Raw genomic sequence first — 21,154 nt, forward strand, 5'->3', positions numbered from 1 at the left:
AAAAAGGTTAATACGACCTTCTTTTAGAATATTTATTATCCTTTTTCCCGCTGTATTTAGAATCTTTTTTTCTTTTGCGTTGTTGTTGCTGTTTATTTACCAAACTTCCGGAATCACTTAAAACCAGGTCTTTATTAACAACTAATTTGCCGTTGGTTAATTCCGTAATTTTTTGAAAAATAAAGTCATCTGCAACAATATCTTTACTCCATGTTAAATACAATTTTTTCATGTGATTTGCCAATAAGGCAGTTAATAGAGTTTTTTCTTCTCCGTCTTCTAAATCGGCAGCATAATTAAGCATATCTAAAATATTTTTGCCGAAATGCTTATATCTGAAATTTTTTATTCCGTAGGGAATTTTTTCAGGTTCTCCGTCAAAAGTTGAAGTTGCAGGAACCGGATAAGGAGAGTCTTCTTTAAGTTTAAAATCAGACATTATTACAAGATGATCCCATAATTTATGTTTAAAGTCTCTTAAATCTCGAAGATAGGGGTACATTTTACCCATTAAATAAATGATATTATTTACAAATTTCTCGCGTTCTTTTTCATCTTCAATTTGAACTGCTTGCTTGACTAATTTTTGAATATTTCGCCCGTATTCGTGCAAAATTAATTTCTCTGATGCTGTGTTATATTCCATATTTTTAAATAATTATCAAAATTAATAAAAAAGTTTACAATTTATGATTTATGCTTACTTTTCTCTTATGTGTGTTTGTAGTGATTAATTTAAGATGTGCAATTTTGCAAACTTTAATAAAAGGTTTTTTGTTCCTGCCGAATTAAAATTAATTACTGCTTTAGTATTAGGAAACTCGCCTTCAACACTTATTACGGTTCCGTTTCCGAAACGTGCATGTTTTACTTTAACTCCGGCTTTTATTTTTTCGATATCGGTTGCCGGTGCTGTTGTTATATTATTAATTTTTGAAAGGTTTTTATTAAAATTAGTACTTGCAATACTTTCCGTTTTTTTATTAAAGCTGACAGTTTTTTTCGGATATTTTTTTCTTCCTCGGAATAAAGTTGTTTGTTGGGGTGAATTTGTTTTAATATCTTCAACAGAATCTTCAAATGCGGAATGAAATTCAATAAAAGAAGGGTTTACATCTTTTATAAATCTGCTAGGAGTGCAATCGTGCAGTTGCCCCCATCGATATCTTTGCCTCGAATAACTTATTATTAATTCTTTTTCAGCTCTTGTAAGTGCAACATAAAACAACCTTCTTTCTTCTTCAACTTCTTTGGGTGAAAATGCTGCTATTTCGGAAGGGAATAATTTTTCTTCCGTTCCGACAATATATACATTCCTGAATTCCAGACCTTTGGCAGAATGAATTGTCATTAATGCAACTTTGTTTTTATCTTCTTCTTTTTCGTTATCTTCGTTTGTGAGCAATGCAACAGATTCTAAATAATTATCCAAAAAGTTTTCGTCTGCTGTATTTTCACTGTCGGCAAACTCTCTGATACCGTTTAATAATTCTTGCACATTTTCATGTCTTGCAATTGCTTCGGGTGCCTTATCTACAAATAAATCTTTTAATATTCCGCTTGTACCGGCAATTTCTTTTGCAAGAGCATAAGCATCTTTTTCGGGAAGTTTTGCAGTAAAACCTGCAATTAAATCTGCGAATGCAATCATTTGGTTAACAGCTCTTGAATTAAGTTTCATATCAACCGACCTGACGAGTTTCATTGCTTCCCACATAGGAATGTCGTTTTCTCTTGCATAATATTCAAGCCTTTCAATGCTTGTTTTTCCGATTCCTCTTTTCGGGTAATTTATAATTCGTTTAAAAGCCTCATCATCTTTTTTGTTAACCGTTAATTTAAAATATGCCAACAAATCTTTAATTTCTTTTCGTTGGTAAAAAGATGTTCCGCCGTAAATTTTATAAGGTATGTTTCTTTTTCTTAAAGCTTCTTCAAAGATACGTGATTGTGCATTTGTTCTGTAAAGAATTGCATGGTCGAGGTATTTTGTTTTATCGATAATTGTTGACTCCGAGATTTTATTAACAACTACAAAGCCTTCTTCGTTGTCGGTTAACGCTTCGATAAGTTTTATTTTATTTCCGTCTTCGTTTTTTGAGAAAACTTCTTTTTTTATTCTGTCTTTATTTTTTTCAATTACGGAATTTGCAGCATCAACAATATTTTTAGTTGAACGATAGTTTTGTTCGAGTTTAAAAAGTTTGTGCTCTTTGTATTCTTCTTGAAATTTTAAAATATTCTCAATTTTTGCACCTCTGAACGAATAAATACTTTGAGCATCATCACCTACAACACAAATGTTTTTATGCTGTTCGGCTAATTTCTTAATAATCAGATATTGTGAAAAATTTGTATCTTGATACTCGTCAACCAAAATATAGTCAAATTTATTTTGGTATTTTTCTAAAATATCGGGTCTTTGCTTAAAAAGGATGTTTGTGTTTAAAAGTAAATCGTCAAAATCCATTGCACCGGATTTTTTACAGCGTTCGGCATAAATTTTATAAATTCTGTATAGTTCAGGTTTTCTTGATTTTTCATCGGATATTCTTGCTTGTTGATTATTTTCGTAAGCATTTGCAGTTACCAAATTATTTTTCGCATTAGAGATTCTTCCGTAAACTGAATTTGCTTTATAAACTTTATCGTCTAATTGTAGTTCTTTTATAATTGTTCTTAGAATACTTTTTGTATCAACATTATCGTAAATCGTAAAACTTGAAGGGTAACCGAGTGCTTCAGCCTCTTTTCTTAAAAATTTTGCAAAAATTGAATGAAAAGTTCCCATCCATAATGAACGAACATGCTCCTCTCCTATTAAAGTTGCAATACGTTCTTTCATTTCTTTTGCTGCTTTATTTGTAAAAGTAAGTGCTAAAATACGCCAAGGTTTTACTCCGTTTGCAAGTAAGTGTGCAATACGGTATGTAAGAACTCGAGTTTTTCCGGAACCTGCACCGGCAATGATTAAGGAAGGTCCTTTATAATTTACGACAGCTTTTTTTTGAGCTTCGTTAAGTTGGTTTAGATAGTCATTCACAGTTAATGTAATAATCTGATTTTTAATCTTGCAAGTTTATTAAATATGTTTCCGTGCAGTATTTTTTTCGGAAGAAAAATTATTTGCTAATAGGAATGCACAAAAATAAAAAGGCAAACGTAAATTGCAGTATTTTTTTGATTTTTTTTATAAATAGTTTTTAAAAATTAAAAAGTCTGTCGAATTTCACAGCATTTTTATTGTTCATTTTTTAAACAACAGGGTCACCGCAAAAATCTCTGCGACCGCAAATTTTACAAAATTTCCCTATCCAAACTTCGTCAAATTGCATCATAATTTCGTCAATAAAATCAGGATTTGTCGTTATTATTCCGGCTTCGAAATTTCTGCGATTTTCGCTTTTCATTCCGAGCCCTGCTCCGGTAAGATTTGCCGAACCGGTATAAGCAAATTTCCCGTCTATAATTATGTGCTTAAAATGAACGCGCGGACAAAGTTGCCGTTCCATCAGGTCCCACAGTCGCGGATATTTATCAAAACTTTTGCGAAAATTTATACCGGGTTCTTTTGCATGAAGTAATCTGATTGCAACATTCTTTTTTATAAGTTCGTTTAAAACCGACAAAAACGAAACAAGGCTTCCTTTGTGTTTTACGTGCAGGTCTTTTATGTCGGCAGTTCCTATCCAAACAAATTTTCGTGCTTTTGCAATTTCCAAGATTACTTCTTCGTAGTGTTGCCGGTTTGTTATAAATTTTGTGCTCACGTTATGAAAATAGTATATTTTTCGGTTATAACAAAGAAAAAAGGCAATAATATTGGGTTATAACGTAAAATTATTACCTTTTCCCAAAATTCTGCTTATTTTTTCGAGATATTTTCGTTCTGTTTTTCTGTATTTTGCCGCTTTGTCGAAGTTATTTTTTTTTCTGTATTTTGTTTTTTTTGCTTTGAATTTTTCGGCTTTTGATTTAAAGTAAAGTAATTTTATTCGGTTTAATGTGTTCATAGAATATTAATTTAGAAAATTATTTCAGACAAAATTAAACTTTGCCGAAGCCGGAAGGTGTCGCTGTAAAGAATTATTTAAAAAACTCTGCCGAAGTTTTGGGCTTCGGCAAAGTTTGAGTTTTATTTTTATTTAAACCCTATTTGAGCTGTATCTTTATTTGATAATTTTTCAGTTTCGCAAAATTCAGTAATTTTAGTTAAAGACGGTAATCTGCCGTTTAATACTTCATACATGTTTATTTTTCTTACTATATTATCAATTTGACCTCCTGTTAAATCAAACTTTGTATTTAAAAGGTCATATTCTTCTTTTGTCAGACCCTTTAGCTTCGATTTCCAAATCTTTAATTTTGTATCGTTATCAGGCTTTTTAAATTCAATTTTAAAAAGAAATCTTCTTTCAAAAGCAGAATCAAAATTTTCGGGTAAATTTGTAGTGGCAATAAAAATACCTTCAAAAGTTTCCAATTCTTGTAATATTATATTTTGTATTGTATTTTCAGTTTGAACAGTATTTCCTATCGAGTTATTTTGCCGTTTTGATATAATTGCATCGGCTTCATTGAAAAGCAAAACAGGTATTTTCTTACTTTCTTTTAACAGTTCTTTGTATTCGGTAAATATTTCTTTCATTTTCTTCTCGCTTTGACCGAACCACATTGATTTTGTGTTACTTATATCAACTTGCATAATTTCTCTGCCCGTTTTTTTTGCCGACTGATATACGGTTTCCGTCTTTCCAGTTCCGGGTGCACCGAAAAACAAAACGGTTATTCCTGTCGGCAAGTTTTTACTTTTTAACCGCCTTTTTATTTTACTCATATTTTTATTTTCCAAAATATTATTCAACATTTCAATATGTTCTTTTTCATTTTGATTATAAAATAATTGTTTTTCGGGTATTTTCCTCGGTTTTATGATGTATTCTTTTTCAATTTTAGGAGTGTAAAGCTCTATATTGTGTTTTTTTATAATTTTTATTGCATTATCAGATAATTCAACCTTTGCGTAATCCATGTAATCTTCTCCTTCAATTTTAATTAATTTAAGCTTTATCAGTTCGTGGTTTTTACCTATTATCTTTTGTATTTCTTTTATTCTTTCTAATGGATCGTCATATATAACTTCAAAAGTTTTGGATAAATAAACATTTTCATTTCCATTAAGTTTTTTCCAAATAAGATATAATACAATAAACTTATCATATATTTTTAAAGGTTGAGAGTCAAGCCATTTTATAAGAGGGTGTTCCAAATTGTTATTAATTACTTTTAAAATTTTATGTCTTAACAAAAAAAGATTTATTTCGTTATTTTCTTTTTTCTTACCTATATCATAAATATAATTTAAAAGTTTATATATGTCATCAAATTTGTTATTATTTAATACAGGTAAAGGTTTTGAGTTTAAAAGTGCTTCCGGTATAGTTTCATTAATATAATATTGATAATTCGAACGTTTAAGTGCACTTCTATATCTTGAACTTTCAATTTTAAAATATCCTTTTTCGGTAAGGAAGTCAAAATCTTTACTCATATACAATAATTGTACGGGACTACATTTAAAATATTTTATCAAATTAGTGAAATCAACAGTTGTGCCTTTGTAGTTCTTTGAGAATACAACCGAATATAAAAATGCTTGACTTTTATTTATTTTTAAATATTCGGCAATCAGTTGCAATTCCGTATCAACTGAATTAAAAAAACTTTCTTCCAGTTTGCATTTTTTAGATTTTTCGTAAATCGTATTAATGCCTTGTAAAACTTTGTTTTTTATTTTAACACTTATTTTCATCGTAATTTTATTTTATGATGTAAAAATAAGCATAGTCTCTGCCGGAATATGTCGTTAATAAATTACGCTAAAAAAAATTATCGAAGTTTTAAACACCGGCAAAGCTTCGGTTTGGGAAACACAACTTTATTTCCCTGCATTTGCAATTGTTACCTTTCGTATTGTTTTAAGTTCCGATTTTGTATTGAATTGTTCGACCATACTCCCGAGCAGGAATAAATCAACAATCCAACCGATACCTGCGAGTTGTAATGTCAGTAAATAAATTATTCCGCTTCCGTATTTGCCGAGATAAAATCTGTGAGTGGAAAAAATTCCGAGAAAAAACCACACTAAATAAGCAATTGTTTTTGACTTCATAACTTTTGTATTTTTAATTGATAAATATTTTATACAAAATTATGAAGTGCTTATGCCGAAAGGCAGCGTTGTGAAAATTTAAAAATATTTTTTTGCTTTTTCTGAAATACCCTAATTTAAGAATTGAGTAATCTGAAAAATTTAATTTGATATTTTTTTTATACTTTCTTGAAACTCTATTATTATCTCTTTTATTTCTTTCCAAAATTCATCAACTTTTTCTTTTAAATACTTTTCATTTGTCATGTTAAAAACATCTTCTGAATTAAAATCTTTAAAATTATGTTTAAACTTTGTATAAATCCATCCGGATAATACATTTTCTTTTCCGGATTGAAACTTCTCGCTATATTCTTTTTTAAACACATCCTTGAAATATTGCAAATAGTCAGAAAAGTCATTTTTTTCATCATGGTCTTCTTTTCCTTCTTTATTGACAATTGCTATAGATAATGTCGGATATTTGTATATGTTTACTATATTTAGTTTTATATAGTGTTTATCATCAATTTTATTAATAATAAGACTAATTCCTTGATAGAAGTATTTTTCACCACCGGAAGTGTAAAATCTTTTTATATTTTCACCAGTTATATTAGTCTCATTAATTTTTAAAATGATATTTTGGTTATCATGCATAAACTCTTCAATTTTTTCTTTTAAACTTATCCAAAATCTTTTTTGAAGTTCAATTTTAGCATCCAAAATTACTTGGTTGATTTTTACTGCACTCTTTAAATTATCCGCATCTTTCAATATTAACTCAACCATTTCTTTATTCATAGTTTTATTCATAGTTTGCCCTGTTAAATATTTAATGATGTTAATATATTGTGTAATTGTTTCTCTTAAACCGGGAAAATTTACCGCTTCTTTTTTACATTTTTCAAGCCATTTTTTTATATCATCAGAATATGATAATAATTTTACATTTTCTTTTTTAAAAGAACCGTTTCCTATTGAATAAACAGAAGGCTCTTCACCATATAGTGTTAAATAATATATATATGCATCAGGAGCATAATTATAATATCTTAACAACTGATTTTCTTGATCTTCTGCATATATTTTATTTTCAATAATAATCTTTTTACCTTCATTACCTTTAATAATAATATCTATTCTGCCTCCTTCCGTATAATCTTCATTAATTGCACCTATATATTTTTCAGCTTCGGCAACTGCATTTTCCGTATTAAAGTTTTCTATTTTAAATTGCTCAATAAAAAGTTTCAAAAAAACATCTCCTTGTCCGTGCATTCCTTTTGGGTTAAGTAATTCTGCAATAAATGCAGAATGCAAATTAACTTCATCAGATTGCATATTCATAACCTGAAAGATATTAAAATTTTCACCGGTTATTTTTGCAATTTCTTCATATTTTTTACTTATTGCCGATACTTTTTGCAATAAGTTTTTAATGTTTTGTATTTGTTCTTTTTCCATATTTTAATTATTAATTTAGTATTCATCAATTGCCTTCAAAAACTCATTTTTTATCTTATCTCTCAAAAAATCCGGCTTTAAAACTTTCATACTACTTCCGAAAGATAATAATTTTTGCTTGAAATCGAAAGTGATATGGAGTTTCAGTTTTATAACGAGTTCATCTTCGGTATTTTTTATAATTTCTTGACTGCCGTGCAAAGGCAGAGACTTTATATAATTACCTTGGAAAGCATCGAAAGATAAAATCACTTCTTCAAAAGGTGTTGTTTCATCTGTTATAATACCGTAAAAATTTTTAAAATATTCGGTTAGATTAAAATTCCGTTCTTTAAATTTAGATTTTAAAATTTCATAATGAATAATTCTATCGAAAGAAAAAGTTCTTAATTCGGCGGCAGGCATTTTTCGGGCAATTAAATACCAACGTTTTTCAAATTCTTTTAAAGCAAGAGGTTCAAGCCGGTATTCCGTATGTTCTTTTTCATAAAATTTTTGATACCACAATTTTATAAGGTTTTGATTTTTAACGGCTTCGGCAATATCATAAAACATTCCCCGTTTTCCGAAATTATTTTTTTCCAAACTTATAAATTCCGAAAAATTATCGTAAAGTTGCAAAGAGGCGGACAAAGTGAAAGCATCGGATAAAATTTTTGCCGATTCGCTCATTTCGTTTTCATTAATAAAATAAACTTTTTCGGAACGGTCGTATTTTATTTCAATACCGAAAATATTCTCAATATCATTTTTATCTCTTTGAAAAGTTCTTAAAGAATAGTTAAATTCGTATCCGAGCATTTCGAATTTATCTGTAAGAAACTGCTCAATTTCTTCATAAATTGCTTTAACTCTTTGAAGTTTTTCAATTATAAACTGATACCGAAGAAAGTATTTTGATTTCATGTATCTAAAATTTTGCAATTAATATTGTGCAAGTTGAACACTGTTCGTTATTTATTATATTTGTGTTGCTCTGCACATAGGAACACATAATTTGTATGCAAGTAATTGTGATTCTGTTAGTCATGCTTCTTTGTGTTAAACTTGTTTATTACGGGTGTTTAATATTTTGTTTTTTCAAAGATACGAAAATATAACGACAAAATATGTCGTTATATCAAAATTAATTGCAAATCTTTAATGAAACTTCGGCAAAGTATAGGTACTCTTATTTTTGTTCGTAAATAATTCCTTTTTCGGTTAGTTTTCTGAATAAAGGTTCTTCTTTCATTGCAAGTTTCTCATAACGACTTGCATTATTATATCTTCTGAGTAAGTTATCAATATCTTTTTGCAAGATAATTGTATTACTGAATGTCAGATTGTTTTTCGGGAATACCATTAATGATTCCGGCACATAATGAAAAGGTAATGTTGCACCGATAACGAAAATAAAAAATACAATCCATCCTTTTCCTTTTCTTCTTTTTGTTTTGTTGTTTTGATTTGTCATAGCTGTTTGTTTTTATTTATTTTCAACAAAAATATAGTTCGAGAAAGCCAAAATATGTCGTAACGAATATTAATTAAGAACTTTTCCGAAAAGTAGCAACAACAGAAATTTGAAGTTTATATTTTTATTATTTGTTTAAAATATTTTTTGTTTTTTTCTGTTTACAAAATATATGTAACGAAATAAGCAATTCAATTTTAACAAAACATAAGTTTTTTGTTTTGCAGGATTTATTACTTTTGCATAAATTTTACGGTGTGAAAAAACATTTAATTTTAACATTCATTTTATTTCCGCTTTTCAGTTTTTCTCAATTAGATATCTCAATTACAAGTAATATTGTTCCGATATATCCTTCTGATGGTGACACACTTAGTGCTTGCAGAGATTCTCTCATAATTTTTGAAGCAATAGTTACCGACGGCGGAAGCCCTGTTACGGGAGCCGAATATTTTTGGGATTTTGACAACGGCATAAAACCTTTCGGGACTGATGTTGACTCTGTTACTTATATTTTTTCGGAAGGCGGAGGTTACAGAATTAAATTAAAGGTTACAAAAGGTGCAAATGAGGGATTTGCAATTTTACCTTTGAAAGTAGCAATGAGACCGAATTATGAAGGAACAAAAGTAAATTTACCCGAGGAACAAGACGGCATTTGTATAAGCAGTACAGCACCCATAACAGGAAAAGCATATCCTGAACTTTGGGAAGATGGGCCTGTTTATGAAATAATTGAAAACCCTTATGATTTTTTTGAATTTAACGACGGTTATACATCTGTTTTAAACTTTGATGAATTCGGTTTAGATTCAGTTTATAAAAGCGGATACATTGATTCGATAGGAATAAACATTTTACATGCCGATATGGGCGATTTGCAAATTAAACTTTTGTGCGAAAACGGAAATTCGGTTATTTTAAAAGATTATGCACCTGCAAATCATGCACTTCTCGGAGATACTGTGTTAAATGAAGCTTATTTTTATTATTGGTCTCAGGTTTCAGGAACAGCAACAATGAACAGCAATACAACAGATGCTATAATTCCTTCAAGTTCATATTTGCCCGATGAAAGTTTTGATAATTTAATCGGATGTTCGTTAAACGGAGATTGGACTATTGAAATTGATGATAACCAAGAACTTGACAGTGGGTTTATTTTTTCGTGGAATATTGTTTTCAGAAAAGATATTTTACCTGATGTTTGGAAATTCAAAGATACTTTGGTTCAATATAATATAGTTAATAATATTTTGTACGGAACATATTGGTCGGGGAATAACATAAATGCAAGCTCAGTAATTACATCGGGTGATACAATAATTTCAAATTCGTCAGCTTCCCCGGATTCTTACGGAACAAAAAAATATAATTACCATGTTATTACAAATTGGGGATGTCCGCAAGATACATTTATAAACCTTTTAGTTGAAGAAGTTGTTATTGATGCAGCCTCAACGGTTCAAGAAAATGACACTATAGTTTTTACGGATAAAACAAGTTGGGCATTTGAAAGAGATTGGGACTTCGGAGATAAAGAAACTGCCTACAGAACAACTGACACAGTTTCTCACAAATATATTGAAAAAGGAGAATATGAAGTTATACTGTATGCAACAGATAAGAACGGATGTACAGATACTGATACCGTAACAATTGAAGTAACGGTTGAACCTTCAAAATTAAGTAATATACCGAATATGTTCAGCCCGGACAGCAATGACGAAATAAATAAAACATTTAAGATACCGAAGGAAAGCTTAGCCGGAATGGAAGAATTTCAAATGACAATTTATAACAGATGGGGAGACAGAGTTTACCACACAAACAGCATGGATGAAATTATTAATGAAGGATGGGACGGTAAAAACTTGTTAGGTATAAAAGCATCACCGGGGGTTTATTTTTATGTAATAAAAGCAACAGGTAAAGACGGAATAATATATAAAGGTGTGAGAAACCCGGACAAAATAAAAAAAGTTGATAATAATGACGAAACCATAATTTCAACTGAAACTACGGGAACAATTCATTTATTCAGGTAAACTATTTGACAGGACAAAAAACAGCAATATCTTTTACGACACGAAAACCTATCGTAGCTTTCCGGGAAACAGGATTTGCAGCTCTTCTGTTTGTTACTCTCAGCATTTTCTCGGTATTATACCATGAACCGCCTCTGTAAACTTTGAAATTTGCTTTTTTAGGTCCGGAAGGATTTTCAGAAGGCATATTATTATAGTAATCAGCAACATACCAATCCTCACACCATTCATCAACATTACCCGACATATCAAATAATCCGAATTTATTTGCTTTCTTTAAACCTTGTTTATGAACTTTATTGCCGGAATTATTTTTATACCAACCAACCTCATCAACATTATTACTTCCTGAAAATATTTTACATTTCTTAAAAACAGAATGCTTTTTAGATTTGGCTGCAAACTCCCATTCTGCCTCAGTAGGCAATCTTAAATTGTAGAAATCACAAAAAGCATTCGCTCCGAACCAACTTACAAAAACAACAGGATAATCTTCTAAACCATCTTTTACATAAAAAATACCGTCTTCTTTAAAAATTGCAATATTATCTTTTCGGTTTTTGCTTATCTTTATATAAGAAGGCAACTTATTTGAATTTATTTTTGCAGAATTTAAAAAATCACAATATTGCCGATTACTTATTTCAAACTTACTTATAAAAAAATCGGAAATTTTTATTTTTTTCCCGTTTTTTTCATCCTCATCATAATTATTACATCCGATATAAAAAGTTCCTCCTTCAATATAAACCAAAGCCGTATCGGAAAAGACATTTTGTGAAAATGAGGAAAAACTGTTACTTAAAAGTAAGCAAAAAAGAATAATTATATGGTTCATCGTTTTCATGTATTAACAAAATAATTTAAAAGTTTTAACTAAGTTTGCACGCAAAACTAATAAATATTTGAATAATGTTCTTTAAAGATAAGATAGTTTGGATTACCGGAGCATCTTCCGGTGTCGGAGAAGCTATGGTTTATGCTTTTAATAATGAGAGAGCAAAACTTATTATTTCTTCGCATGAACCTGAAGAATTGAAACGAGTTAAAAATAACTGCAAATTTGAACCCGAAAATATATTTATTTTGCCCTTTAATCTCAGGGAACATGATAAATTTCCCGGTTTGGTTAAAACCGTAATTGAGAAATTTAAAAAAGTTGACATTCTTTTCAACATCGGAGGTGTGAGCCAACGTTCATTAGCGAAAGATACGATACCTGAAGTTGACAAAAGAATTATGGACATTAATTATTTCGGAACAGTACTGTTAACCAAAGCATTATTGCCGGAAATGATTAAGAATAAATCAGGTCATATTGCAGCAATGAGCAGTTTAGCCGGAAAATTTGAAATCCCGTTACGTACTGCTTACGCAGCATCAAAACACGCATTGCACGGTTTTTTTGACACTTTAAGAGCTGAGGTATATGAGGACAATATCAAAATAACATTATTTTGCCCTGCATATATCAATACTAAAATTGCAATAAATGCTCTTACGGAAGACGGCTCTTCCCAAAACATTAACGATCCGGGAGCTGCAAAAGGAACTTCGCCCGATGATTTTGCACAATTAGCTTTAAAAGCAATAAAAAAAGGAAAACATGAAGTAATAAGCGGCGGGAAAGAGATTTTAGGTGTATATATTAAGCGTTTTTCTCCTAAATTATTTTCAAAAATAATACGAAAACGAGATGTCAGATAAACAAGAAGAACATATTTTTGAACTTACGGCAAAAACATTTCACGGTTTAGAAAAAATATTGGCATCCGAATTAAAAAAAATCGGAGCAAGTGAAATTACTATATTGAAACGAGCAGTGAGTTTTAAAGGTAATTTAAAAGTAATTTATAAGGCAAACTATTTATTAAGAACAGCTTTAAATGTTTTATTAAAAATTGACAGTTTCAAAGCACAAAGTTCAGATATTCTTTACGAAAAAGCAAAAAAAATAAGTTGGGAAAAGTTTCTGACCTTAAAGGAAACATTTGTAATTAGTAATACCGTTCATTCAAGTTTTCATAAACATTCTCACTTTGCAGGATTAAAAGTAAAAGATGCAATTGTTGATTATTTTACGGATAAATATAAAGAACGCCCTTCAGTTGACACAAAAAATCCTGACAAAAAAATTCATCTTCACATAAAAGGAGATTATTGCACTTTATCAATAGACACATCAGGAGAAGCATTATTTAAAAGAGGGTACAGAGGAGATACAGACATTGCTCCCTTAAATGAAATATTAGCTGCGGGAATGGTTATGATGTCTGATTATAAAGAGATTGAATATTTTTATGACCCGATGTGCGGTTCGGGAACTATTCTGATAGAAGCTGCACGAATTTTCATGAATATTCCTTCCGGTTTTTTAAGAAAAAAATTCGGTTTCCAAAAATTTGCTGATTATGATTATAAAGTATGGAACTCGATAAAACGAGAAGCAGAGAAACAAATAAAAAAGGAAATTCCTTTTAAAATAATAGGAACTGATATTAATGATAAAGCTATTACAATTGCAAGAAGAAATATATCAAATGCCGGCTTAAGACATTTTATTAACATCCAAACAAAAGATTTTATTAACTCAAGATTTGAAGATAAAAAAGGACTAATTATTACAAATCCGCCTTATGATATCAGAATAAAATCTAATAATATAAATAAATTATACAAAGAAACCGGAGATACGCTTAAACAAGGGTTTAAAGGCTGGACAGGTTATATTTTTTCCGGCAACCCGGAAGCCGTTAAACATATAGGGCTTAAACCTTCGCAAAAAATTAATTTGTATAACGGAAAAATTGAATGCAAGCTTTTAAAATATGAAATTTATTAGCTTTATAATTCATTATTTTGTGTCTTTGTTTTTTTTTATATATTTGTTAAAATTTTGTATAACACCAAGCATTTATTAATGTCATTTGATTTATCCGATTGGTATAAAAAAAACTCAGGAGAAAATGCACTTTTCTCATATATGGGAGTAATCTCAGAAAATAAGATTAGTGATATTTTAGATGAGATAGAAGATATTCTTTTGGAAAAAGGTGAAAAAACGAAGATTTTTAAACGAGTTTATTATATTGCAGTCGAAACATTGCAAAACCTTTATCACCATTCTGATAAACCTGAGGTTAACAAAGTAAACGGAACAAATATAGAAAAGAATATAGCTTTTGTTTTAAATACAAAAACATCTGATAAATACCAAATTATTACAGGTAATTTCATTAAGAAAAGCAATATAAGGGTTTTAAAAGAAAGAATAGATCAGTTAAATTTTTTATCAAAAGATGAAGTTAAAGTATTATATAAGTTGATATTAAACAATGAAGAGTTCTCAGAAAAAGGCGGCGGAGGTTTAGGAATGATTGATTTAGTAAAGCGAACAGGGAATAATTTAACTTATAAATTTTATAATTTTGATAAAGATTACATTTTTTTTAGCTTAAGAATTGCAATTTAGGATTATGATTATTAAATTTGTCAAATAAGAAAAACAATAAAATTAATTATGGAGTCTATAAAAATTGAAAGAACACGAAAAACACCTGATGTAACTTTTAATGCAGAAACAGGTAAAATGCAAATTGAAGGAAAATCAATTCCTGAAAATTCAATTGAATTTTACAAACCTCTTGTTGATTGGTTAGATGAATACGGAAAAAGTCCGCAAGAATCAACAGAGGTTAATATTAAACTTGAATATTTTAATACAAGTTCGTCAAAATGTATTCTTGATGTATTTAAAAAACTTGAATCTATATACAAAGATGATAATAATGTGATTATTAATTGGTATTATGAGGAAGACGATGAAGATATGTTGGAAGCCGGAGAAGACTACCAATCTATCTTGAAAATCCCATTTAAAATGATTGAAATGGAAGAATAATACTTTTTAGTAATATATAGACTTTATTAAAAAGAGGAAAAATATTTTATTTTTCCTCTTTTGGTTTATATAAACAACAGATTTCGTTCAGCATCAAGCCTTAAAAACACAAATAAGAAAATTGAGAAAGCAAATAAAGAAGAGCCTCCGTAACTGAAAAAGGGCAAAGGAATTCCTATAACCGGTGCCAAACCTATTGTCATCGCAATATTAACTGAATAATGGAAAAACAAAACTCCTGCTAACGAGTAACCAAAAATTCTGCTGAAAATTGATTTTTGTCTTTCTGCTAAAAATATTATTCGCAATATCAAAAATGTAAAAAGAATTATTACTGATGAAGAACCAACAAAACCCCACTCTTCACCTACGGTACAAAATATATAATCAGTATCTTGTTCAGGCACAAAATCATATTTTGTTTGGGTTCCTTTTAAATATCCTTTTCCCGAAAAACCGCCGGAACCTATTGCTATTTTTGACTGATGGGTTTGATAACCGACTCCAGTTATATCTTTTTCCGGATAAAATAATACGGTTATCCTGTCTTGCTGGTGGCTTCGTAATACATTATTAAAAACATACTCGACAGAGTAAGCAGAAATTATATAAAATAACAACAAAGCAGGAATAAGCAAAGGTTTTAATGTTCTTTTTCTCAGCGACTTGATAATTGCAAGACCTATAACAATGAGTATAGAAATTGAAATCAGTATATGTAATTGAACATCTATTTTTAAAAAAGCAACAACGGCTAATTCTGCAAAAACAATTAGCACCATAATAAAAAAAGCAATAACGGTTTCCTTTTTATTTCCTGTTACTAATCTGTATGCAAATAATGAAACAACAGATAATACTATAAATATCAGATAAATATCAACAAAAAAGAAGGCTGTAAATACTAATATTTCAATGAAAATTATTAAAAGCCAATAAAATGACAAACCTTGCCTGTAAAGTACAAAAATAAAGGCTAAAAACACAAGTGCCGAACCGGCATCACCTTGCATAAGAATTAAAAATGCAGGAAAAATAATATAAGCAGCAATTGTAAAAAAGTTTTTTGCATTTCCGGTTAACTTAAAGTTTTCTCTGCCGGCAACTTTTGCAACAACAAGAGCAGTAGCCAGTTTAGCAAACTCAGCCGGTTGTAATTTAAAACTTCCGATTTTGAACCAAGAACGTGAACCTCCGGTTTTATCTCCCAAAAACAAAACTGCAATAAGAGCAAAAATCATTAAGGCATAAACAAAATAAGAAGATGTCGGAATAATTTGACCGTTTAAAAATAAAATACCTATTAAAAGTATAATATTAATAATAATCATTATCAACTGCTTTCCGTATCTTGAACTAAAATCAAAAGATGAACCGTCATAAACAGATGAATAAATATTCATCCAGCCCATAATAACTAAAACTAAATATATAACAATACTCAGCAAATCAATATTTTGTACTATTTTTGAATTTACAGCCATAAAATATTCTTATTTTTTCATAAAATCGGCATTCAAAATTCTTTTTTCTTGCCAAGGTTTTGTAATTGTATCCGTTAAATATTTCTCAATCATTAATCCTGCAATAGGAGCAGCCCACGTTGAACCGAAACCTGCATTCTCAACATAAACCGAAATTGCTATTTTAGGATTATCTTTAGGGGCAAATGCTATAAAAATTGAATGGTCGGCTCCGTGAGGATTTTGTACCGTTCCGGTTTTTCCGCAAATATCAAGTCCGTATGTATAAGCAGAATAACCCGTTCCTTCCGAAACTACTTTTTCGGCAGCATCAATAACAGGTTTAAAATACTTCTCATCAACTTTTGTATAATGTTTTATTTTAAACTTATTATCAATAGTGTCTTCCTCAATTTCTTTAATAATGTGCGGAGTAATATAATAACCTCTGTTAGCAATTGCCGAAATCATATTCGCTGTTTGAAGCGGTGTAAACCCCAATTCTCCTTGACCTATTGCTAATGATATTATTGTATTGTAATTCCACCTTCCTTTTCCGTAATATCTGTCAAAGTAAGAATGAGAATACAAAATTCCGCTTTTTTCAAAGCCTAAATCTGTTTTTAGGTTTATTCCTAATCCGAAAGACTCGACATAAGTTTTCCAAGCTTCGTATGCAGTTGCATAATTAGGATATATCTTATTTGTAATCATTCTTTTATACACATTACAAAAATACGCATTACTGGAAAATTGTATTGCTTTTTGAAATGTTATTGCTCCGCTTATATGATCTCCTACTATATGTGTTCCGGCATCATAGCCGTATGTTACAAATACGGTTCTTGAATTAATTACTTCTTGTTGCAAAGCAATAAGTGCATTTACTAACTTAAAAGTTGAGCCGGGAGGATACATCGATCTTAATGCTCTGTTAAAAAGTGGTTTCCCTTTTTGTTTTTCAATTTTTCCGTAATTTTCAGAAAGTTTTCTTCCCACAAATAAATCAGGAGTGTAGCCCGGGCTTGAAACTAAAGTTAGAATTTCTCCTGTTTCGGGTTCAATGGCAACAATACTGCCTATTTTATTTTGCAATAATTGTTCTCCGTACTCTTGCAACTCACTGTCAATTGTCGAAACTAAATTTTTGCCTGCAATAGCTTCTTCATCATACTTTCCGTTTTTATAATGACCTTGAACTTTTCCGTGAACATCAACAATATATATTTTTACACCTTTTTTTCCTCGTAAAACCTTTTCATATACTTTTTCTATTCCACTTTTACCTATGTAATCACCTGATTTATAATAATTATCGCTTTTAAGTTCTTCAACACTAACCTCTGCTGTATAGCCTAAAAGATGTGCCGCAATTAACTTGCGGTATTCTCTTAATGTTCTTTTTTCAACATAAAACCCGGGAAACTTATATAACTGTTCCTGAATTAAAGCATATTCACTGTTTTCAATTTGCTTTTTTACTACAATAGGTCGGTAAGAGTTCTTATTTTGTTTTATCGAAATTATAAACTCATCTTTTTTTATATCTGTAAGAGAACAAAACTCAGCAGTATCAAACGACAATAAACTTTTAGGAACAACTTTTAAGTCATAATATACCTTATTGCTTACCAGCACTTTTCCGTTCCGGTCAAATATCTTTCCTCTTGACGGATATTGTGTTACATATCGTAAAGTATTATTATCTGCCGAAACTTTATAAGTTATATCAACTACTTGAATAAAAAATAACTTCGCAATGAAAACAACTGCAGTTGTTATGATAATAAGACCTATTATGAAAATTTTAGTTTTCAATTATTTTCTAAATACTAAATATTGACTTATAATTATTAAAATAGTCGAAAAAAAGCCTGTAATAAAAACTTTAAGTAATGTTATTAAAAAGTGAGCAAAACTAAATTCCAAAACTAAAAAAAATATAAGATGGTGGATTATTACAAGTATTACGGTATATTTAAAAAACCAGTTAAAACCGTACCATGAAATTCGCGGAGAAGTTTCTGGAGCATAACCGTCTCTTCCGCTTAGCATTTTTAACACAAAAGGTCTTAAAAAAGCAATAAAAACTGTTGCTGACGCATGTACACCTCCCGTATCTGAAAACATATCAATAAATAAACCCAAGAAAAATGCAAATAATAGTAATGCCCAGTCCGGTATTCCGAAAGGCAATAAAAGAATAAGAAGTATATAAAAATATGGGGTTATTCCATATTCGGTTAAATTAATATTATTTAACACAAGAACTTGCAATAACACAAGAAAAACAAACTTTCCGATATATTTCAGAAGTACATTTAAAGTCAAGAGTCAATAATTTAATAAATTTATAAACAGCTCAAAGATAAAAGTTATTTATCGTTATTTAAATAAATTATTTTTAATTATTATCCTAACCATTTTTTAAATTCCGCTACTTTAAAATAAATACCGATTTTTTTTACCCTTAACAAAATTTGATTTATATTTGATAAAAGAATATATTAATTAACCTTAATTAACATGAAAAAAATTAGCTTTTTATTTTTAACAACACTATTCTTTTTATTTGCAGGTTTTGTTGCACAATCTCAATCGGAGGTAAATTCAAAAACAGGAGGAGAAGATAATCCCAGGCTGCAAAATCGTTTCGGAATAAATTTTTTAATCGGAAGTCCGGCATACGTTCTTTCATTTTCGGCAGACTATTTTATAAAACCTTACTTAAATGCAGAAATTGGTGCTGGTATTGCAGGTTATTACGGAGGTGTTAAGTATTATCTCTTCGGAAATACAAATAAAAACTGGACACCGTACACCGGCTTATATGCAGCAAGTGTACCTGTTATCAGATTATTTGAAGAAACCACGGAAAGGCGGTTACATTTATATTCGCCCGTAGGCATTCAATATTCCGGCGACAGAGGATTTACATTTGCGATTGAAGCCGCTGCTACATATTCGGTAAAAAGAGATTCGCCATTTCTTCCGTGGGGAGCAATAAGATTAGGTTTTCATTTTTAAAAATATACATAATAAAATATGCAAAGAAATTGCAGGGAGGTGTGTTTCCTAAGTAAATCTGCCAATCATAACAAGAGGATTTCCGGAAAAATTCATATTTTATGAAGCTCTCTAATTAATCATACATTTTTATCACATTATAAACTGTATCTCTTTCAACAGGAATTCGTTTAACTTGCTTTATAAGTTTAACCAAATCCTGTGTTGACATTTTAGGATTCTTATCTTCTGCACCTGCCATTGAATAAATTTTTGTTGAATCGTCTATTGTCCCGTCAACATCATCAACACCGTATGAAAGAGACAGTTGTGTGATATTTTTCCCGAGCATAGGCCAATATGCTTTTATATGCGGGAAGTTATCAAGATAAATTCGGGAAACTGCAAAATTCTTTAAATCTTCAATTGAAGTAACTTCACCGATATGTGACAAATTATTATTCTCTTTTCTGTATTTCAGCGGAATAAAAGTATTAAACCCGCCGGTTTTGTCTTGTAATTCTCTAAGTTTTGAAAGATGGTGAATTCTGTGAGAATAATTTTCAACATGCCCGTATAATATTGTTGCATTAGACGGAATACCAACTTTATGAGCTGTTTCGTGAATTGTAAGCCACATACTTGTTGATGCTTTTTCGTCGCAAACTTCTTTTCTTACATCCGGATGAAAAATTTCAGCTCCTCCTCCCGGTATTGAGTCTAATCCGTATTCTTTTAATTTCCTCAAACCTTCATTAAGCGGCATATTTGCTTTTTTAATCATAAATTCAAGTTCAACCGCCGTAAACCCCTTTATGTGAATTTCAGGAATAATTTGTTTGATTTTTTGCATCATTCCGCCGTAATAATGCAAATCTCTGTTAGGATGTACGCCTCCTACAATATGCACTTCGGTAACACCTTTGCCTTTGTAACTTTCTACGGTTTTTAAAATATCATCAATACTGAATTCCCAAGCACCTTCCTGCCCTATTTTTCGCACATAAGAACAAAATTTGCAATTATAAATACAAATATTTGTAGGTTCTATATGAAAATTTTTATTGAAATAAGTTTTACCGCCGTGTTTTTGCTCTCGAACATAATTAGCAAGCATTCCCAGAAATCCGAGTTCTGCTTCTTGAAATAATAACAACCCGTCTTTATCAGAAATTCGAATATTATTTATAACTTTTTCAGTAATTTTTTTAAGGCTGTTACTTATGTTACTATTGCTTATTAGTGTATTTATATTATTTATCATTTTTTGCTTATATATATTTATTCTAAATAAGAATCGTAACACAATAATAAATAAAAAAACCCTCGATTGATAATATCGAGGGTATATTTTGCAGATTTTTTACATAAGAATAAAAAAACCTGAATTATGTAATTTATGCTTTATGCTTTAGTTCGCTTGAAACGGATAATTTCTTTCTCCCTTTTCTTCTTCTTCTGTTTAAAATATTTTTACCTCCCACAGTTGCCATTCTTTCTCTGAAACCGTGCTTATTTTTTCTTTTTCTGTTTGAAGGTTGAAACGTTCTTTTCATCTTTCTTTATTTTTATTACCTAGTGAAAGGCTTGATTGATTTCTTATTTAATTTCGGCTTGCAAAGGTATTAATTTTTTATTCTTTACAAAATATTGTAGATTTTT

The 21,154-nt window shown here is 30.0% G+C and carries 21 protein-coding genes; 6 read left to right on the top strand and 15 right to left on the bottom strand.

Features of this window, described 5'->3' with window-relative positions:
- Nucleotides 1-7: 7 nt before the first annotated feature.
- The 9 genes from L3J35_02520 to L3J35_02560 form a co-directional block, all read right to left on the bottom strand.
- Nucleotides 8-646 carry a DUF4290 domain-containing protein gene (locus L3J35_02520; protein ID MCF6365054.1) on the bottom strand — a complete coding sequence of 213 codons (639 nt, stop codon included), beginning with the start codon at nucleotides 644-646 and terminating at the stop codon, nucleotides 8-10.
- A gap of 84 nt (nucleotides 647-730) precedes the next feature.
- Nucleotides 731-3,043 (bottom strand): exodeoxyribonuclease V subunit gamma, encoded by a 2,313-nt coding sequence (locus L3J35_02525; GenBank protein MCF6365055.1) that lies wholly within the window; start codon nucleotides 3,041-3,043, stop codon nucleotides 731-733.
- A gap of 211 nt (nucleotides 3,044-3,254) precedes the next feature.
- Nucleotides 3,255-3,770, bottom strand: a complete 516-nt coding sequence (locus tag L3J35_02530) for a phospholipase D family protein (GenBank protein ID MCF6365056.1) — start codon at nucleotides 3,768-3,770, stop codon at nucleotides 3,255-3,257.
- Nucleotides 3,771-3,827: 57 nt separating this feature from the next.
- The gene (locus tag L3J35_02535; GenBank protein ID MCF6365057.1) at nucleotides 3,828-4,013 is read right to left on the bottom strand and encodes a hypothetical protein; all 186 of its coding nucleotides are present in this window, start codon (nucleotides 4,011-4,013) and stop codon (nucleotides 3,828-3,830) included.
- A 128-nt stretch (nucleotides 4,014-4,141) separates the two neighbouring features.
- Nucleotides 4,142-5,812, bottom strand: coding sequence for an AAA family ATPase (locus L3J35_02540; protein MCF6365058.1), 1,671 nt, complete (start codon nucleotides 5,810-5,812; stop codon nucleotides 4,142-4,144).
- A gap of 126 nt (nucleotides 5,813-5,938) precedes the next feature.
- Complete coding sequence (locus L3J35_02545) at nucleotides 5,939-6,172, bottom strand: NINE protein (protein MCF6365059.1); 234 nt, start codon at nucleotides 6,170-6,172, stop codon at nucleotides 5,939-5,941.
- 141 nt (nucleotides 6,173-6,313) lie between these two features.
- On the bottom strand, nucleotides 6,314-7,618 hold the full coding sequence (locus L3J35_02550) for a PD-(D/E)XK nuclease family protein (protein MCF6365060.1): 1,305 nt from the start codon (nucleotides 7,616-7,618) through the stop codon (nucleotides 6,314-6,316).
- Between the two features lie 15 nt (nucleotides 7,619-7,633).
- Nucleotides 7,634-8,524: a WYL domain-containing protein gene (locus L3J35_02555; GenBank protein ID MCF6365061.1), complete on the bottom strand. Its 891-nt coding sequence runs from the start codon at nucleotides 8,522-8,524 to the stop codon at nucleotides 7,634-7,636.
- A 265-nt stretch (nucleotides 8,525-8,789) separates the two neighbouring features.
- Nucleotides 8,790-9,074, bottom strand: a complete 285-nt coding sequence (locus L3J35_02560) for a hypothetical protein (protein ID MCF6365062.1) — start codon at nucleotides 9,072-9,074, stop codon at nucleotides 8,790-8,792.
- A 257-nt stretch (nucleotides 9,075-9,331) separates the two neighbouring features.
- Here L3J35_02560 and L3J35_02565 point away from each other — a divergent pair, with 257 nt between their 5' ends.
- Nucleotides 9,332-11,122: a gliding motility-associated C-terminal domain-containing protein gene (locus L3J35_02565; protein ID MCF6365063.1), complete on the top strand. Its 1,791-nt coding sequence runs from the start codon at nucleotides 9,332-9,334 to the stop codon at nucleotides 11,120-11,122.
- Nucleotide 11,123: 1 nt separating this feature from the next.
- Here the strand turns inward: L3J35_02565 and L3J35_02570 are convergent, their stop codons facing one another.
- Entirely contained in the window at nucleotides 11,124-11,960 is an 837-nt protein-coding gene (locus L3J35_02570; GenBank protein MCF6365064.1) for a formylglycine-generating enzyme family protein, read from the bottom strand.
- Nucleotides 11,961-12,034: 74 nt separating this feature from the next.
- On the opposite strand from L3J35_02570, the gene L3J35_02575 reads away from it, so the two are divergent.
- The 4 genes from L3J35_02575 (at nucleotide 12,035) to L3J35_02590 (ending at nucleotide 15,023) form a co-directional block, all read left to right on the top strand.
- Nucleotides 12,035-12,829 carry an SDR family oxidoreductase gene (locus L3J35_02575; GenBank protein ID MCF6365065.1) on the top strand — a complete coding sequence of 265 codons (795 nt, stop codon included), beginning with the start codon at nucleotides 12,035-12,037 and terminating at the stop codon, nucleotides 12,827-12,829.
- Entirely contained in the window at nucleotides 12,819-13,964 is a 1,146-nt protein-coding gene (locus L3J35_02580) for a class I SAM-dependent RNA methyltransferase (protein MCF6365066.1), read from the top strand. The genes L3J35_02575 and L3J35_02580 overlap by 11 nt, the downstream gene beginning before the upstream one ends.
- Nucleotides 13,965-14,042: 78 nt before the next feature.
- Nucleotides 14,043-14,594 carry a SiaB family protein kinase gene (locus L3J35_02585; protein ID MCF6365067.1) on the top strand — a complete coding sequence of 184 codons (552 nt, stop codon included), beginning with the start codon at nucleotides 14,043-14,045 and terminating at the stop codon, nucleotides 14,592-14,594.
- Nucleotides 14,595-14,642: 48 nt separating this feature from the next.
- On the top strand, nucleotides 14,643-15,023 hold the full coding sequence (locus L3J35_02590; GenBank protein ID MCF6365068.1) for a DUF1987 domain-containing protein: 381 nt from the start codon (nucleotides 14,643-14,645) through the stop codon (nucleotides 15,021-15,023).
- A 65-nt stretch (nucleotides 15,024-15,088) separates the two neighbouring features.
- On the opposite strand, the gene rodA is transcribed toward L3J35_02590, so the two are convergent.
- The 3 genes from rodA to mreD are packed head-to-tail and all read right to left on the bottom strand — an operon-like array spanning nucleotide 15,089 to nucleotide 18,817.
- Nucleotides 15,089-16,507, bottom strand: coding sequence for a rod shape-determining protein RodA (rodA, locus tag L3J35_02595; GenBank protein MCF6365069.1), 1,419 nt, complete (start codon nucleotides 16,505-16,507; stop codon nucleotides 15,089-15,091).
- 9 nt (nucleotides 16,508-16,516) lie between these two features.
- Entirely contained in the window at nucleotides 16,517-18,304 is a 1,788-nt protein-coding gene (gene mrdA, locus L3J35_02600; GenBank protein ID MCF6365070.1) for a penicillin-binding protein 2, read from the bottom strand.
- Entirely contained in the window at nucleotides 18,305-18,817 is a 513-nt protein-coding gene (gene mreD, locus L3J35_02605; GenBank protein ID MCF6365071.1) for a rod shape-determining protein MreD, read from the bottom strand. It lies immediately after the preceding gene.
- A 195-nt stretch (nucleotides 18,818-19,012) separates the two neighbouring features.
- Between mreD and L3J35_02610 the strand changes: the two genes are divergently transcribed.
- Nucleotides 19,013-19,513, top strand: a complete 501-nt coding sequence (locus L3J35_02610) for a hypothetical protein (GenBank protein MCF6365072.1) — start codon at nucleotides 19,013-19,015, stop codon at nucleotides 19,511-19,513.
- A gap of 115 nt (nucleotides 19,514-19,628) precedes the next feature.
- Here L3J35_02610 and mqnE read toward each other — a convergent pair whose 3' ends face one another.
- Nucleotides 19,629-20,756: an aminofutalosine synthase MqnE gene (mqnE, locus tag L3J35_02615; GenBank protein MCF6365073.1), complete on the bottom strand. Its 1,128-nt coding sequence runs from the start codon at nucleotides 20,754-20,756 to the stop codon at nucleotides 19,629-19,631.
- A 133-nt stretch (nucleotides 20,757-20,889) separates the two neighbouring features.
- Nucleotides 20,890-21,048, bottom strand: a complete 159-nt coding sequence (gene rpmH, locus L3J35_02620; GenBank protein ID MCF6365074.1) for a 50S ribosomal protein L34 — start codon at nucleotides 21,046-21,048, stop codon at nucleotides 20,890-20,892.
- Between the last annotated feature and the right edge of the window lie 106 nt (nucleotides 21,049-21,154).

The organism is Bacteroidales bacterium, assembly GCA_021648725.1.
In the GTDB taxonomy this organism is placed as follows: domain Bacteria; phylum Bacteroidota; class Bacteroidia; order Bacteroidales; family JAADGE01; genus JAADGE01.